The 15245-nt window shown below is 75.0% G+C and carries 13 protein-coding genes; 5 read left to right on the top strand and 8 right to left on the bottom strand.

Annotation, left to right across the window (positions count from 1 at the left end):
• Window positions 1–16 precede the first annotated feature (16 nt).
• Window positions 17–874 carry an AIM24 family protein gene (locus QSK52_RS07505; protein ID WP_435053187.1) on the top strand — a complete coding sequence of 286 codons (858 nt, stop codon included), beginning with the start codon at window positions 17–19 and terminating at the stop codon, window positions 872–874.
• A gap of 76 nt (window positions 875–950) precedes the next feature.
• On the opposite strand, the gene QSK52_RS07500 is transcribed toward QSK52_RS07505, so the two are convergent.
• From QSK52_RS07500 to QSK52_RS07475, 6 genes are read right to left on the bottom strand one after another with little or no spacing between them, the layout of a single operon-like run.
• A complete protein-coding gene (locus QSK52_RS07500; protein ID WP_285734938.1) occupies window positions 951–2138 on the bottom strand; it encodes a cytochrome P450 in 1188 nt (395 codons plus the stop codon).
• Window positions 2135–2776 carry a GTP-binding protein gene (locus QSK52_RS07495; protein ID WP_435053180.1) on the bottom strand — a complete coding sequence of 214 codons (642 nt, stop codon included), beginning with the start codon at window positions 2774–2776 and terminating at the stop codon, window positions 2135–2137. Before QSK52_RS07495 ends, QSK52_RS07500 begins: the two co-directional genes overlap by 4 nt.
• A complete protein-coding gene (locus QSK52_RS07490) occupies window positions 2754–3107 on the bottom strand; it encodes a DUF742 domain-containing protein (RefSeq protein ID WP_285734937.1) in 354 nt (117 codons plus the stop codon). The genes QSK52_RS07495 and QSK52_RS07490 overlap by 23 nt, the downstream gene beginning before the upstream one ends.
• The gene (locus QSK52_RS07485) at window positions 3104–3523 is read right to left on the bottom strand and encodes a roadblock/LC7 domain-containing protein (protein WP_285734936.1); all 420 of its coding nucleotides are present in this window, start codon (window positions 3521–3523) and stop codon (window positions 3104–3106) included. The genes QSK52_RS07490 and QSK52_RS07485 overlap by 4 nt, the downstream gene beginning before the upstream one ends.
• Entirely contained in the window at window positions 3520–4917 is a 1398-nt protein-coding gene (locus QSK52_RS07480; protein ID WP_285734935.1) for an ATP-binding protein, read from the bottom strand. The genes QSK52_RS07485 and QSK52_RS07480 overlap by 4 nt, the downstream gene beginning before the upstream one ends.
• A 45-nt stretch (window positions 4918–4962) precedes the next feature.
• Window positions 4963–5943 (bottom strand): MBL fold metallo-hydrolase, encoded by a 981-nt coding sequence (locus QSK52_RS07475; protein ID WP_285734933.1) that lies wholly within the window; start codon window positions 5941–5943, stop codon window positions 4963–4965.
• 190 nt (window positions 5944–6133) lie between these two features.
• Here QSK52_RS07475 and QSK52_RS07470 point away from each other — a divergent pair, with 190 nt between their 5' ends.
• Window positions 6134–6652 (top strand): MarR family winged helix-turn-helix transcriptional regulator, encoded by a 519-nt coding sequence (locus QSK52_RS07470; protein ID WP_285734931.1) that lies wholly within the window; start codon window positions 6134–6136, stop codon window positions 6650–6652.
• Between the two features lie 8 nt (window positions 6653–6660).
• Here the strand turns inward: QSK52_RS07470 and meaB are convergent, their stop codons facing one another.
• Together meaB and QSK52_RS07460 are read right to left on the bottom strand one after the other, a co-directional pair.
• Window positions 6661–7614 (bottom strand): methylmalonyl Co-A mutase-associated GTPase MeaB, encoded by a 954-nt coding sequence (meaB, locus tag QSK52_RS07465; protein ID WP_285734929.1) that lies wholly within the window; start codon window positions 7612–7614, stop codon window positions 6661–6663.
• A gap of 89 nt (window positions 7615–7703) precedes the next feature.
• Window positions 7704–8894: an acetyl-CoA C-acetyltransferase gene (locus QSK52_RS07460; RefSeq protein WP_285734927.1), complete on the bottom strand. Its 1191-nt coding sequence runs from the start codon at window positions 8892–8894 to the stop codon at window positions 7704–7706.
• A 244-nt stretch (window positions 8895–9138) separates the two neighbouring features.
• Between QSK52_RS07460 and mce the strand changes: the two genes are divergently transcribed.
• The 3 genes from mce to QSK52_RS07445 all read left to right on the top strand — a co-directional run bounded on the left by mce (window position 9139) and on the right by QSK52_RS07445 (window position 15222).
• A complete protein-coding gene (gene mce / locus QSK52_RS07455) occupies window positions 9139–9573 on the top strand; it encodes a methylmalonyl-CoA epimerase (RefSeq protein WP_285734925.1) in 435 nt (144 codons plus the stop codon).
• 339 nt (window positions 9574–9912) lie between these two features.
• Window positions 9913–14184, top strand: coding sequence for a hypothetical protein (locus QSK52_RS07450; protein ID WP_285734922.1), 4272 nt, complete (start codon window positions 9913–9915; stop codon window positions 14182–14184).
• A 108-nt stretch (window positions 14185–14292) separates the two neighbouring features.
• Entirely contained in the window at window positions 14293–15222 is a 930-nt protein-coding gene (locus QSK52_RS07445) for a cellulose-binding protein (protein ID WP_014138112.1), read from the top strand.
• Window positions 15223–15245 lie beyond the last annotated feature (23 nt).

Here is a 15245-nt window from a genome sequence, read left to right as displayed (position 1 = left end):
GGCCACCCAGGCCGGGATGCCGCTCCCCCCGCAGGCCCCGCCCTACCAGGCCGGCCCCGCCGGGCAGTTCGGCGCCCCGGTGTTCCAGCCGCCCGGCGGCGAGGGCCCCAAGGTCTGGGACGCCGGGACGCTGCCCGACAACGACAACGTCAACCCGTACTGCTTCTCGGTCGACCTGAACGGCGCGTACTACCTGCAGAAGGGGAAGATGATCGCCTACTACGGCGAGATGCGCTTCTCCGGGGTCGGCCGCGGCGCGCTCGACCAGCTCCTCGAACGGAACTTCAACTCCCCGCTGCACGCCTCCGACTGGGTGGTCGCCGAGGGGCGGGGCAAGCTGCTGCTCGCCGACCGGGCCTACGACCTCAACTCGTACGACCTGGAGGACGGCAACCTGACGGTGCGCTCGGGCAACCTGCTCGCCTTCGAGCCCACCCTGCAGCTCAAGCAGTCCATCATCCCCGGGTTCCTCACCCTGATCGGCACCGGCAAGTTCGTCGCCGCCTCCAACGGCCCCGTGCACTTCGTCGAGCCCCCGATCCGGGTCGACCCGCAGGCCCTGGTCGGCTGGGCCGACTGCCCCGCGCCCTGCCACCACTACGACCACGGCTACCTGCACGGCGTGATCGGCGGCCTGCGGCACCTGACCGGGATCGGCGGCGCCAGCGGCGAGGAGCACCAGTTCGAGTTCATCGGGGCCGGGCAGGTCCTGATGCAGTCCTCCGAGACCCTGATGGCCGACCGCTCGGTCGGCGTCATCGGCGCCGAACCGGGCATCCCGGGCTCCGGCGTCCCGCACCAGCAGCAGCACGGCGGCGGCAGCGTCCCGGGGCTGGGCAACCTGGGCGACCTCGGACGCCGCTTCGGGCTGTAGGCAGGAGGCGCACTGCCAGGAAGCGCACTCAGGGGGCGGGGTACTGCGCGCAGTACCCCGCCCCCTGGTTTCACCTTCACACGGGGGTGAACTCGACCGGGAGGGAGACCAGCGCCCGGTGGACCGGCCCCGGGCGCCAGAGGACGTCCGCGGTGGGGACGGCGAGGCGGAGGTCGGTGAGGCGGCTGATGAGGTACTCGATGGCGGTGACGGCCATCAGGACGGCGGGCTGGCGGGCGGGGCAGCGGTGCGGGCCGGCGCCCCAGGCGAGGTGGGCGTAGGAGCCGCCGAGGGACTCGCTCTCGGCGGGGGTGAGGGCCGCCTGGGCGTTGGCGGAGGCGTAGGAGACCAGGACGGGCTGCTCGGGGGTGAGCGGGGTGCCGTGGAAGACGATCTCGCGCCGGACGTAGTGCGGGGAGAAGTTGGACAGCGGGGGGTCGTTCCAGAGCACCTCGTTGACCGCGTCGTGCGCGGTCATCGCGCCGCTGTGCAGGGAGCCGGCGTACCGGTCGTCGGAGAGCATCCGCAGCAGCGCGCCCGCGATCAGGTTGGCGGTGGGTTCGTGCCCGGCCATCAGGGTGAGGGTGATGTGCCGGACGACCTCGTCGTCGGCGAGCTGCGCGGGGTGGCCGAGGAAGGCGGAGATCAGGTCGTGCCGGGGCGCGGCGCGGCGGTCGGCGACCTGTTCGGTGATGACGGCGACCAGGTCGGCGTACGCGGCGGCGGCGCCGGAGGAGGTCTCGAAGGCGCGGTTCATCGCGGTGCTGATCCGGTCGATGTCCGGGTCGGGGACGCCGTACCAGGAGGTGAGGATGAGCAGCGGCAGCCGGTAGGCGTACGCGGCGAGCAGGTCGGCCTTGCCGGCGTGGGCGAACTCGGCGATGAGCTGTTCGGCGACGGCGGTGGTGTCGCGCTGCAGCAGGTGGGGTTCGAGGATGCCGACGCTGTCGGTGATGACCTGGCGGTAGCGGGTGTGGGCGGGGCCGTCGGAGAAGAGGGCGGTGGGGCGCCAGCCGAACAGCGGGAGGATCGGGGAGTCGGCGGGCTGGGTGGCCTGCCAGCGGCGCGGGTCGCGGGTCCAGGTGTCGGTGTCGCGGAGGACCTCGAGGGCGACGTGGTAGTCGGTGACCAGCCAGGCGTCGACGCCGGGGGCGAGTTCGACGGGGGCGAGCGGTCCGCGGTCGCGCAGCCGGGTGTAGTGGGCGTGCGGGTCGGCGGCGAACCGGGCGCCGTAGAGGGCGGTGCGGGGGGTGCGGGCGGTCACGGGGTGCTCTCCTGGGGCAGGCGGTCCAGGACGTGTTCGGCGAGGGCGATCAGGGCGTCGACGCAGCCCTCGCGGGCTCGGGCGTCGAGTTCGAGCAGCGGGGTGGCGGGGTCGAGGTCGAGGGCGGCGCGGACGGCGTCGAGGGCGATCGGCGGGGTGTCGGGGAAGCGGTTGACGGCGACGGCGTAGGGCAGTCCGGCCTCCTCGATCAGGTCCATCGCGTCGAAGGCGTCGGCGAGGCGGCGGGTGTCGACCAGGACGAGCGCGCCGAGGGCGCCGCGGGCGAGGTCCTCCCAGAGCGGCAGGAAGCGGCGCTGGCCGGGGGTGCCGAACAGGTAGAGGACGAAGTCGCCGTCGGCGAGGGTGAGTCGGCCGAAGTCGACGGCGACGGTGGTGGCGGTCTTGCCGGGGGTGCGGCTGATGTCGTCGACCGGGACGCTCGCCGCGGTCATGGTCTCCTCGGTGTGCAGGGTCGGGATCTCCGACAGGGTGCGCACGAGGGTGGTCTTGCCGACCCCGAACGGCCCGGTGACCATGAGCTTCATCAGGACCGGGTCGGTCGGCGGCAGGTAGGCCGGGGCCCCGGCGGGTCCGTCGCCGAGCAGGGCGGCGTTGCTACTTGAGGGCGCGAAGTCCACTGAGGAGCCTTTCGGCGAGGTCCCGGTTGACCGGCTGGGCGGAGGGGATGGGCGCGCGGACGGAGAGCGCGCCGCGCTCGGCCAGGTCGGCGGCGATGAAGACGGTGGCGCTGACGGGCAGCCGGAGGTGGGCGGCGGCCTCGGCGAGGGTCAGGGCGCCGGGGCGGACCAGTTCCCATAACTGCCGGTGCTCGCCGCCGAGTCCGGCCGGGAGGTCGGCGGCGGCGTGCAGCACGCTGAGCCGGTCCAGGGTGCCGGCGCCCGCGGCGGTGGTGCGGCCGTGGGTGGCGAGGTAGGCGGGGACGAGGCGGCGGCGCGGGGGCGTGGTCATGTGCGGCTCGCCTCCCGGGCGGGGCTGGCCAGCGCCCTGGCCAGCGCGGCGACCTGGACCTGCATCTGGTAGGCGATGGTGCCGAGGTCGGCGCCGGGGAGGGCGAAGACGGCCAGCGAGGAGTTCTCGCCCGCGGGGGTGACGACGGCGTAGCCGTGCTCGGACTCGACCACGGTCTGGGTGAGGGCGACCTTCTCGGCGCCGGTGAAGGCGGTGGTGAAGGCGCGGGCGGCGGCGTGCAGCGAGGCGGTCATCGCGGCGACCCGGTCGGCGCCGTCCCGGCCGAGGTCGGCGGAGTGGCCGGTGACCAGGCCGTCGCCGGTGGCGATGACGGCGTTCTGCACGCCGGGCAGGTCGAGCAGCGGGGTGAGGACCCAGGAGAGGTCCTCGGTGTGGCGACGGAGCTGGGCGGTCACGGGGTTTCGACTCCTTCGGGTGCGGCGGGTCCCTGGGGGCCCGCGGGGCGTTCGGCGGCGCTGCGTCCGGCGGCGGTGCCGGACTGGAGGGCCGACCACGCGCTGCGGGCCCGGTCGGGGGTGGTGCCCGCCGGGGCGGGGAGGGGGGAGGGTGCGTCCTGCTGCGGGACGCGGGGGGTGCGGCGCTTGCGGGTGGGCAGGGCGTCGCCCGCGTCGAACACCGGGGCGCTCTGGGTGATCGGGCGGGGGGCGAGGGCGGAGAGCGGGGCGGCCGGGTCGGTCAGGGTGAGCAGGTCGGCGGGCAGCCGCAGGATGGCCCGCACGCCCCCGTACGGGGAGGGTTCGACCCGGCAGCCGAAGCCGAACTGGCGGCAGAGCAGGCCGATCACCGCGAAGCCGGCCTGCGGCGGGTCGCCGAGTTCGGTGAGCAGCACCTCGGCCTGGCCGTCGAGCAGTTCGGCGGCCCGTTCGAGCTGGTCGGGTTCCATGCCGACGCCCATGTCGTCGACCACCACGAGGGCGCCGGAGCTGCCCTGTTCGATGGAGACCACGACCCGGGTCTCGGGGTGGGAGTAGGCGGTGGCGTTGCCGAGGATCTCGGCGAGCGCGATGGCGACCGGCTCGGCGGCCCGGGCGGCGACCGCGAGCCGGGGTTCGCGCAGGTGGTTGGTGATCTCGATCCGGGCGTACCCGGCGACCCGGGACTGCGCGCCGACGCAGAGTTCGGCGAGCGGGGAGTCCTCGCGGGTCATGCCGGGCCAGGCGCCGGAGAGCACGGCGAGGGACTGCACGCGGCGCAGGGTGAGCTCGTTGCGGAAGTCGAGGGCGAGCAGCCGGGGGTCGTCGACCGAGAGCTGGATCTCCTCCAGCAGGGAGCGGACCTGGATCAGCAGAGCCTGGATCTTGGAGGCGGCGCCTCGCAGGGCGGCCCGGGCGGCGGCGTCGGTGCGTTCGCGTTCGGCGAGCGCGGCGCGCAGGGCGGCGCCGAGGACGGCGTCCAGGGCGCGGTGGAGCTCCTCGTTGCCGCCGGTGGCGTCGAGCGGTCCGGGGACGGGCGTGCGGGGGTGGGTGAGCGCGGTGGCGGCGGCGGGGAGGCGTTCGTGCGCGAGGTGGGCGAACTCGCGGACGGCGGCGGCCAGCCGGTCCTCGGCGAGGGTGTGCCGGGCGTCGGCGGCGCGGGCCCGGGCCTCGGCGGCCCGGGCGTGCTCCTCGTTCTCACGGGCCCGGGTCTCGGCGGCGCGGGCCCGGACCTCGGCGCCCTGGGTGCGGTGGTCGGCCTCGGCGGCGCGCTGGGTGGCGGCCCGGGCGGTGCGGACGGCGCGCCGGGCGGACCACAGCAGGGGTCCGGCGGTCAGGGCGGCGCCGGCCAGCAGGGCGAGCACGATCTCGGCCATGGGGTCCTCGGGGGAAGTCGTCGCGGCGGGGACGGTGCGCTGGGGTCAGGCGGTGCGGGCCTCGCGCTGCCGGGCGAGGTGGGCCATCCGGCCGACGACCTCCAGCATGGCGGGCGGCTCGGTGCCGTCGAGGTGCCGGTACTCGGTGCCGATGGTGACCAGCAGCCGCTCGGGGAGGCCGAGTTCGGGGTAGCGGGCCTCGTCGATCACGATCTGCGCGGCCTCGGCGGCGGTGCGCCCGGCGGCGTGCAGGGCGTGCGCGCGGTCGCGGACGTAGCGCAGGTAACCGGCGTGGGCGCGCAGGTCGGCGCGGGTGAGCAGCGGGCCGTGGCCGGGGACGATCGTCTCGGCGCCGGTGTCGAGCAGCCGCTCGACGGCGTCGATGACGTTGCCGAGCGGGCCGGCCCAGTGCACGGGGTGGTCGCCGGGGCGTTCGGCGGTGGAGCCGAAGACGACGTCGCCGGTGAAGACGGTGGAGCGGGTGGGCAGGTGCACGGTCAGGTCGCCGCTGGTGTGGGCCGGCGGGAGGCTGCTGATCCGGACCGGGATGCTGCCGACGCGCAGTTCGAGTTCGCCGGTGAAGACGGTGTCGGGGACGACGGGCGGGGTGTCGGCCCAGTTGAAGCAGCCGAAGTGCTCGTGCAGGTAGGAGCCGGTGTCGCCGTCCTTGTCGAGGTTCTGCAGCAGGGCGTGCTGCTGTTCGGGGGTCGGCTCGTAGGCGATGTGGTGCAGCGCCTCGTGGGTGGTGATCACCTCGGCGTCGGGGAGGACGCCCGCGCCCCACATGTGGTCGCCGTTGGCGTGGGTGACGACGATCCGGTCGACCTCGGTGCCGGGGGCGAGGACGGTGCGGGTGCGCTGCAGGAACTCGCCGGCCAGGGTGCGGTCGTACGGGGTGTCGATCCAGAGGGCGCGGCCGCCGTCGGTGACCAGGCCGCAGTTGGCCAGGCCCCAGCCGCGCTGCTGCGGCTGCCATGCGTATACACCGTCGGCTATCGAATGGAAGTGCGCACTCCGGGTCGTCATGGGCGCGATTATGCCCAACGCTGTGTCACCGTTTGACTCCGGCCCAGGAATTGGACATGACTGGCTCAATTCGGCCGTCCGGGACGGCGGTTGTGCGGGGACGGAGCAGTTCCCCCGACCCCCGGCAGCGAGGCGGGGCGCCGGTTGTGAATTCGTACAACATTGAACAACTTCGGCTATACTCGATCCCATGGACACCTCAGAGACCACAGCGCCCGAGGTCTCCCCCTCCCCGCGGGGAGCGGCGGACACCCCGTGGCTCGACGCGCGCGAACAGCGCTTCTGGCGCGCCCACCTGGAGGTCGGCAAGCTGCTCGACCACCAGCTGAGCCGGGAGCTGCAGAGCCACAACCTGGCCATCAACGACTACGAGATCCTGGTCGTGCTCTCCGAGTCCCCCGAGCGCCGGATGCGGATGACCGACCTGGCCACCGCCACCCTGCAGTCCAAGAGCCGCCTCTCGCACCAGATCACCCGGATGGAGACGGCCGGGCTGGTGCTGCGCCAGGAGTGCCCGGGCGACCGCCGCGGCCTGTACGCGCACCTCACCGAGCACGGCTGGCAGACGCTGCAGCAGGTCGCCCCGGACCACGTCCGCAGCGTCCGCGAGCACTTCATCGACCGGCTCACCGACGAGCAGCTCGACGCGATGTACGCGGCCCTGGCCCCGATCGCCGAGCACCTGCGCGGGCTCCGCGGCCGGGGCTGAGCACCGCCTCAGGAGGTCAGCCCGGCCACCAGCCGGTCCGCCGCCGCGTACGGGTCGAGTTCGCCCGCGGCGACCTGCCCGGCCAGCGCGTCCAGGTGCCGGTCGCCGCGCAGGTCGCCGATCCGGGCGCGCAGCGCGGCCAGCGTGATCGCCTCGACCTCCTGGGCGGCCCGGCGGCGGCGGCGGGCGTCGAGCTCGCCGGTCTCGGCCAGCCAGCCGCGGTGCTTCTCCAGCGCCTCGACGAGCTCGTCCACGCCCTCGCCGCGGGCCGCCACGGTCTTGACGATCGGCGGCCGCCAGTCGCCCGCCTGCCGGGACTCCCCCAGGCCGAGCATGTGGTTGAGCTCGCGGGCGGTGGCGTCCGCGCCGTCCCGGTCGGCCTTGTTGACCACGAACACGTCGCCGATCTCCAGGATGCCCGCCTTCGCGGCCTGGATGCCGTCGCCCATGCCGGGGGCCAGCAGCACCACCGCGGTGTCGGCCTGCGCGGCGACCTCCACCTCGGACTGCCCGACGCCGACGGTCTCCACCAGGATGACGTCGCAGCCCGCCCCGTCCAGCACCCGCAGCGCCTGCGGGGCGGCCCAGGCCAGGCCGCCGAGGTGGCCGCGGGTGGCCATCGAGCGGATGAACACCTCCGGGTCGGTGGCGTGCTCCTGCATCCGCACCCGGTCGCCGAGCAGCGCGCCGCCGGAGAACGGCGAGGACGGGTCGACCGCCAGCACCCCGACCCGCTTGCCGAGCCTGCGGTAGGCGCTGACCAGCGCCGAGGTGGAGGTCGACTTGCCCACCCCGGGCGAGCCGGTCAGACCCACCGTGTAGGCCCGCCCGCTGTACGGGGCCAGCGCCGCCATCACCTCGCGCAGCTCGGGCGCGGCGTTCTCCACCAGCGTGATCAGCCGGGCCACCGCCCGGGGACGGCCCTGCCGGGCCTGGTCGACCAGCGTCGCCACATCGGCCATCGAAATCGCTCCTCGCAGCAGAAAGACGGACGCCCCGCCGGGCCGCGCGGGCGGCCCTGCGGGGGTCCTGGGGGTCCCTGGGGGTTCGGTCAGCCCTGCGCGGGGACCTTGACGATCAGCGCGTCGCCCTGGCCGCCGCCGCCGCACAGCGCGGCCGCGCCGACCCCGCCGCCGCGGCGCTGCAGCTCCAGCGCCAGGTGCAGCACCACGCGGGCGCCGGACATGCCGATCGGGTGGCCGAGCGCGATCGCGCCGCCGTTGACGTTGACGATCTCGTCGCTGACGCCGAGGTCCTGCATCGACTGGTGGGCGACGGCGGCGAACGCCTCGTTGATCTCGATCAGGTCGAGGTCGCCGACCTCCAGGCCCTCCTTGGCCAGCGCGTGCTTGATCGCGTTGGACGGCTGCGACTGCAGCGAGTTGTCCGGGCCCGCGACGTTGCCGTGGGCGCCGATCTCGGCGATCCAGCTCAGGCCCAGCTCCTCGGCCTTGGCCTTGCTCATCACCACGACGGCGGCGGCGCCGTCGGAGATCTGCGAGGAGGTGCCGGCGGTGATGGTGCCGTCCTTGCTGAAGGCCGGGCGCAGCTTGGCCAGGCCCTCGACGGTGGTGTCGGCGCGGATGCCCTCGTCCTGGCTGAACAGCACCGGCTCGCCCTTGCGCTGCGGGATGGCGACCGGCACGATCTCGGCCTCGAACACGCCGTCGGCCTGGGCCTTGGCGGCGCGCTGGTGGGAGGCGGCGGCGATGGCGTCCTGCACCTCGCGGGTGATGCCGAGGCGGGTGTTGTGCTTCTCGGTGGACTCGCCCATCGGGATGTTCTCGTAGGCGTCGGTCAGGCCGTCGTGCGCCATCGAGTCGAGCATCCCGATCGCGCCGTACTTGAAGCCCTCGCGGGACTTCGGCAGCAGGTGCGGGGCGTTGGTCATGGACTCCTGGCCGCCGGCCACCACCACGTCGAACTCGCCGGCCCGGATCAGCTGGTCGGCCAGCGCGATCGCGTCCAGCCCGGAGAGGCAGACCTTGTTGACCGTCAGCGCCGGGACGTTCATCGGGATGCCCGCCGCGACCGCCGCCTGCCGGGCCGGGATCTGGCCCGCACCGGCCTGCAGCACCTGCCCCATGATCACGTACTGCACCTGCTCGCCGGTGATGCCGGCCCGCTCCAGCGCCGCCTTGATCGCGAAGCCGCCGAGCTCGGCGCCGGAGAAGCCCTTGAGCGACCCGAGCAGCCGTCCCATCGGGGTGCGGGCACCTGCGACGATCACAGAAGTAGTCATGGACGAGCCCCTTCGCGCGTCGGACCAGAGGGTATGGGGATGCCGTCAATGTACTGACCGGTCACCTCTGCGTCACCGGCGCGGCGATGTGATCAGCACTACTGGCACTCACCAGTGAACACCGTGCCGGGACGGGGCCGGAACCGTGTGAGCAGACTCGCAGGACGGCGCGCTGGCGCCCGGCCGCCGGGATGCGCTGCACTGGGTGCCATCCCTCGCCGTCCCACCCCTTCCGGAGGACACCGTGCTGACCCGCATCGACCACATCGGCATCGCCTGCTTCGACCTGGACCGGACCGTCGAGTTCTACCGCGCCACGTACGGCTTCGAGGTGTTCCACAGCGAGGTCAACGAGGAGCAGGGCGTCCGCGAGGCCATGCTGAAGATCAACGACACCGGGGACGGCGGCGCCTCCTACCTGCAGCTGCTGGAGCCGACCCGGGAGGACTCGACGGTCGCCAAGTGGCTGGCCAAGAACGGCGAGGGCGTGCACCACATCGCCTTCGGCACCGCCGACGTGGACGGGGACGCGGCCGCGATCGCGGGCAAGGGCGTGCGGGTGCTGTACGACGAGCCGCGGCGCGGTTCGATGGGCTCGCGGATCACCTTCCTGCACCCCAAGGACTGCGGCGGCGTGCTGACCGAGCTGGTCACCAGCGCGGACCCGTCCGCCCACTGACGGGTTCGGGCCCGCGGCCCGTGCGGGAGCCGACCGGTCGGTAACGAACTGGTCGGTAACTTCCGAAAAGCACCTCGCCCCCATTCCCCCGGCAGCGGCTCCCACTACAATGCCCAGGTGCGCTGGTACCACCGGTCCGCGCACCGCAGGGGAGTCCACGACGCGGGCACGGCCGGACGGTCGCCGTTCGGATCTGTCACCATTCTCCAGAGGCAACATGTCGCTCAGGAGTCCACCCGGACGGCGGAGCGATTGCAAGGACCAACCGATCCGCCCGCGAACCCGCGCGGCGGAACGGCCCGGTCGAGGACGCGACCAGGAGATGGATGGGACCGCGGAGTGCGGGGCTACGACCGCTACGAGGTTGAGGATCACCTCTCCAAGTTCGAGGCCGAGCTGGAGAAGGCCCGCAAGGAGCGGGACAAGACCATCGAGCACGCCGACGACCTCGCCTACCAGGTGGAGGTGCTCCGGGCCAAGCTGCACGAGGCCCGTCGGCAGCTCGCCCAGCCGCGTGCCTTCGACTCCGTCTCCGGCCAGGCCGAACAGCTCCTGCGCAACGCCGAGATGCAGGCCGAGGCGCTGCGCGCGGACGCCGAGCGCCAGCTGCGCGAGTCCCAGGCCGCCACCCAGCGGATGATGGCCGAGGCCGCCGAGCGGACCGCCCAGCTGGAGGCCGAGTTCAACGCCCGGCGCCGCCGGCTGGAGGAGGAGCTCGCCGAGTTCCGGGCCGCCGCCGAGCGCCACGTCAACGAGAACGTCAACTGGGCGGAGCAGACCCGCGCCGGCACCGAGCAGGAGGCCCAGCGCCTGCTCCAGGAGGCCCGCGCCGAGGCCGACCGGATGATGGCCGCCGTCCGCGCCGAGGCCGCCGCCCTCGCCGACCAGGCCCGCGCCCAGACCGCCGCCGACGTCGACGCCGCCCGCGGCGAGGCCCAGGCCCAGGCCGAGGCCGCCCTGCTGCGCGCCCAGACCGACGCCGAGCGCCTGCTGCGCGCCGCCTCCGAGCAGGCCCAGCAGACCGGCGCCCAGGCCGAGGAGCAGCGCGCCGCCGCCCTCACCGCCGCCCAGCAGCAGCTCGCCGAGGCGCACGCCGCCGCGGAGCAGAAGCTCGCCGCCGCCGAGGCCGAGATCACCGCCCTCAAGCAGCAGGCCCTCGCCGACCAGGAGCGCGCCGAGGCCGCCCTGTCCGGCGCCCAGGCCGAGATAGAGCGGCTGCGCGCCGAGGCCCTGGCCGAGACCGAACGGGCTCGCGCCGAGGCCGCCCGGATGCGCGAGGAGGCCACCGCCGCCGCCCAGCGGCTGCAGGCCGAGGCCACCAGCGAGGCCGAGCGCAAGGTCGCCGACGGCGCCGCCGCCAGCGAGCAGCGCTCCGCCACCGCCCGCGCCGAGATCGCCAAGATGGTGGCCGCCGCCACCCGCGAGGCCGAGCTGATCCGCTCCGCCGCCGCCACCGTGCAGGCCGAGGCGGACGCCGCCAAGGCCGCCGCCCGCGAGGAGAGCGAGCGCCTGCGCGGCGCCGCCGAGTCGGTCGCCAACGAGCTGCGCGCCGAGGCCGAGGCGGAGATCGCCGAGCGCCGGGCCGCCGCCGAGGCCGAGGCCGCCGCGCTGCGCGAGGCCACCGCCGCCGAGGCCGAGCGGATCCGCGCCGAGGCCGAGGAGGCCGGCCGCGCCGAGGGCGCCAAGGACGCGGCGCTGCGGCTGGCCCGCGCCGCCAAGCAGGCCGAGGAGGTGCTCGCCCGGGCGGGCGCCGACGCCGAGAGCACCCGCGGCGAGGCCGCCGCCGAGGCCGAGCGGCTGGTCGAGCACGCCAAGTCCGAGGCCGGGACGCTGCTGGAGCAGGCCCGCGAGGCCGTCGAGCAGGCGCAGAACGCCGCCATGGAGGACGCCGCCTCGATCCGCGAGCAGTTGGAGCGGATGCAGGCCGAGGCCGCCCGGGCCCGCGAGCAGGCCGAGGAGCAGCGCGCCGCCGCCGAGGCCGAGGCCGAGCGGGTCCGGGCCGAGGCCCGCCGCCAGGCCGCGGTGCAGATCGAGGAGTCCGCGAAGCAGGCCGAGGAACTGCTGACCACCGCCAAGTCCGACGCGGACGCGCTGCGCTCCGGCGCGGGCGAGGAGGTCGAACGGCTGCTGGGCGAGGCCCGCGAACAGGCCGCCGCCGTCCAGGGCCGGGCCGAGCAGACCCTCGCCCGGGCCCGCGCCGAGGGCGAGAAGATCACCGGCGCCGCCGAGCAGGCCCGCACCGAGCTCCTCGCCGCCGCCGAGACCGCCGCCCAGGAGGCCCGGGCCGCCGCCGAGCGGCACGGCGCCGAGCTGCGCGAGCAGGCCGCCGCCGAGGCCGACACCGTCCGCGCCGAGGCCGCGGCCGCCGCCGAGGCACTGCGTGCCGACACCGCCCAGTGGGCCGAGCAGCACCGCGCCGAGGCCGAGGAGGCCGGGCGGGCCGTGCGCGCCGAGGCCGAGGAGGCCGCCCGCGCGGTCGCCGAACGGGCCGAGGCCGCCGCGCAGGCGCTGCGCGAGGAGGCCGCCGCCGCCCGCGAGGCCGCCCGCGCCGACCTGGAGCGCGACCAGGCGCGGACCGCCGAGCAGCTGGCCGAGGCCGCCGCCATCCGGGCCGCCGCCGACGGCGAGGCCGCGCAGGTCCGCGAGGCCGCGGCCGCCGACGCCGCGCAGACCCGCGAGGCCGCCGAGGCCGACGCCGCGCAGCTGCGCGCCGAGGCCGAGCAGGCCCTCGCCGTCGCCCGCACCGACGCCGAGGCGCTGGGCACCGAGGCCGCCGCCGACCGGGCCGAGGCCGCCCGGCTGCGCGAGCAGGCCGAGGCGTACGACCGCGAACTGCGCGCCACCGCCGAACGCGAGACCGCCGAGCAGCGCGAGGCCGCCGAGGCGTACGACCGCGAACTGCGCGCCACCGCCGAACGCGAGACCGCCGAACTGCGGGCCACCGCCGAACGCGAGACCGCCGAACTGCGCGAGCAGGCCGAGGCGTACGACCGCGAACTGCGCGCCACCGCCGAACGCGAGACCGCCGAACTGCGCGAGCGGGCCGAGCACGCCGCCGAGCAGCTGCGGGCGAACGGCGAGGCGCGGGCCGCCGAGCTGGTCGCGGCGGCCGAGCAGGAGGCCGCGGAGGTCCGCCAGTCGGTGGCGGGTCTGCACGAGAAGGCGACCGGCCAGATCGCCGAGCTGCGGGCCGCCGCCGAGCGGGAGACCGCGGAGCTGCGCGAGCGGGCCGAGGCGTACGACCGCGAGCTGCGGGCCGCGGCCGAGCGGGAGACCGCCGAACTGCGGGCCGCCGTGGCCGAGTTCGCGCAGCAGCAGCGGGCCGAGGCGGAGGCCGGGGCGCAGCGGGTGCTGGCCGAGGCCGACGAGTTGGCGGCGGCGGCGCTGGCGGAGGCCGAGGAGCGGGCGGGCACGCTGCGTTCGGAGGCCGAGGAGTACGCGCTGGCGACCCGGACGCTGGCGGAGGAGTTCGACGCGGACATCCGCGGCCGGGCCGAAGCCTTCGACCGGGAGACCCGGGAGGCCGCCGAGGCGTACGACAAGGCGACCCGCGAGCAGGCGAAGTCGGTGCTGGAGAAGGCGTTCGCGGACGCCGAGCAGCTCGGCGAGCAGGCCCAGGCGGAGGCGCTGGCGCTGGCCGCGGCGGCCGAGGAGCAGTCCGACGCGATGGTCGCGGCGGCCCGCCAGGAGGCGGAGCGGCTGCGGGCCGAGGCCGAGGCGCAGGGCAAGGCCGAGGTGGAGAAGGCCCGGGCGGACGCGGACGCGCTGCTCTCGGAGGCCCGCCGGGACTCCACGGCGATCCGCGAGCGGGCCGAGGAGCTGCGCGAGCGCACCGACGCCGAGATCGAGGCGCTGCACGAGCGGGCCCGCAAGGAGAACGCGCAGGCGATGAAGTCGGCCGGCGAGCGGGTGGACGCGTTGGTGACGGCGGCCCAGGAGCAGCTGACCGAGGCCGAGGAGCAGGCGCAGGCGCAGGTCGCGGAGGCCGAGGAGCGGGCGGCGGAGCTGATCGCGGCGGCCGAGGCGCGGGCGTCCGAGCTGACCTCGGAGGCGTCCGCGGAGGCGGGCCGGGTGCGGATCTCCGCGGTGCGCAAGGCGGAGACGCTGCTCAAGGAGGCCGAGAACAAGCTCGCGGACTCCACCACCCGGGCCGAGGCGCTGATCATCAAGGCGGAGGCGAAGCTCAAGGCCGCCGAGATGGAGGCCGAGGAGCAGCTGGAGGCGGCGGCCGACGAGGCCGCGTCGCGCCTCAGGCGCGCCGACGAGGAGGCCGAGAAGCGCGTGCGGCGGGCCGGTTCGGACGCCGAGGAGCAGCTGCGGCTGGCCGCCGAGGAGGCGGAGCGGCTGCTCGCCGAGGCCCGCTCGGAGGCCAAGCGCGTGACCGACGAGGGCCAGCGGGAGTTGGACGAACTGGTCCGTCGGCGCAAGGACATCAACACCGAGATCTCTCGGGTCCAGGACGTGCTGTCGGCGTTGGAGGCGTTCGAGGCGCCCGCGCCGGCGGCCCACGGCAACGGGGGAAGCAAGAAGGACGGAGGGCCCAAGGCAGGTGCCGGAGTGGGCTCTCCGCGGTCGGGAGGCAATCGCTCCGGGGGCGCGCCACCCGATTGAGCGGACATTGTCCGCGAACCAACGGTGTTTCGCCGTTGACACTCCGGTACCGTGTCAGGATTCCCTCAACCATCTCAGCGGTTTGACGACAGGAAGCCCAGAAATCCCATGAGCGACAGTCACTCCCCGCACGGCTTCGACCTGGTACGCCGTGGGTACGAGCGCGCCCAGGTCGACGAGCGGATCGCCAAGCTGGTGGCCGACCGGGACAGCGCCCTCTCCCGGATCAGCGCGCTGGAGAAGCGCATCGAGGAGCTCCACCTGGAGACCCAGACGGCGCAGGCCGCGGTCACCGAGGCGGAGCCCTCCTACGCCGGTCTCGGTGCCCGCGTCGAGAAGATCCTCCGCCTCGCCGAGGAGGAGGCCAAGGACCTGCGCGACGAGGCGCACCGCGCCGCCGAGCAGCACCGCGAGCTGGCCGAGGCCGCCGCGCAGCAGGTCCGCACCGAGGCCGAGAACTACGCCAAGGACCGCAAGGCCAAGGCCGAGGACGAGGGTCTGCGGATCGTCGACAAGGCCAAGTCGGACGCGGCCCAGCTGCGCGCCGAGGCCAACAAGGACGCGCAGAACAAGCGCGAGGAGGCGGACGCCCTCTTCGAGGAGACCCGCACCAAGGCCGCCCAGGCCGCCCTGGAGTTCGAGACCAACCTGGCCAAGCGCCGGGAGCAGTCCGAGCGCGACCTGGCGGCCCGCCAGGCCAAGGCCGAGAAGCGGCTGGCCGAGATCGAGCACCGCGCCGAGCAGCTCCGCCTGGAGGCGGAGAAGCTGCGCACCGACGCGGAGCGCCGTTCCCGCCAGACCATCGAGACGGCGCAGCGCCAGGCCGAGGACATCGTGGCCGACGCCAACGCCAAGGCCGACCGGGTCCGCAGCGAGTCGGAGCGCGAGCTGGCGGCGCTCACCAACCGCCGCGACTCGATCAACGCGCAGCTGACCAACGTCCGCGAGATGCTGGCCACGCTGACGGGTGCCGCGGTCGCCGCGGCCTCGCTGCCGACCGACGACTCGCTGGGCGTGCCCGCGCAGCAGTCGCGCTGACGGCCCGGCCGACCGCCGGTCGG

The sequence above is a fragment of the Kitasatospora phosalacinea genome (assembly GCF_030268885.1).
GTDB classification, from domain to species: Bacteria; Actinomycetota; Actinomycetes; order Streptomycetales; family Streptomycetaceae; genus Kitasatospora; species Kitasatospora phosalacinea_C.
Note: the sequence above shows the minus strand (reverse complement) of the source record. Positions and strands in the feature narration are given on the sequence as shown.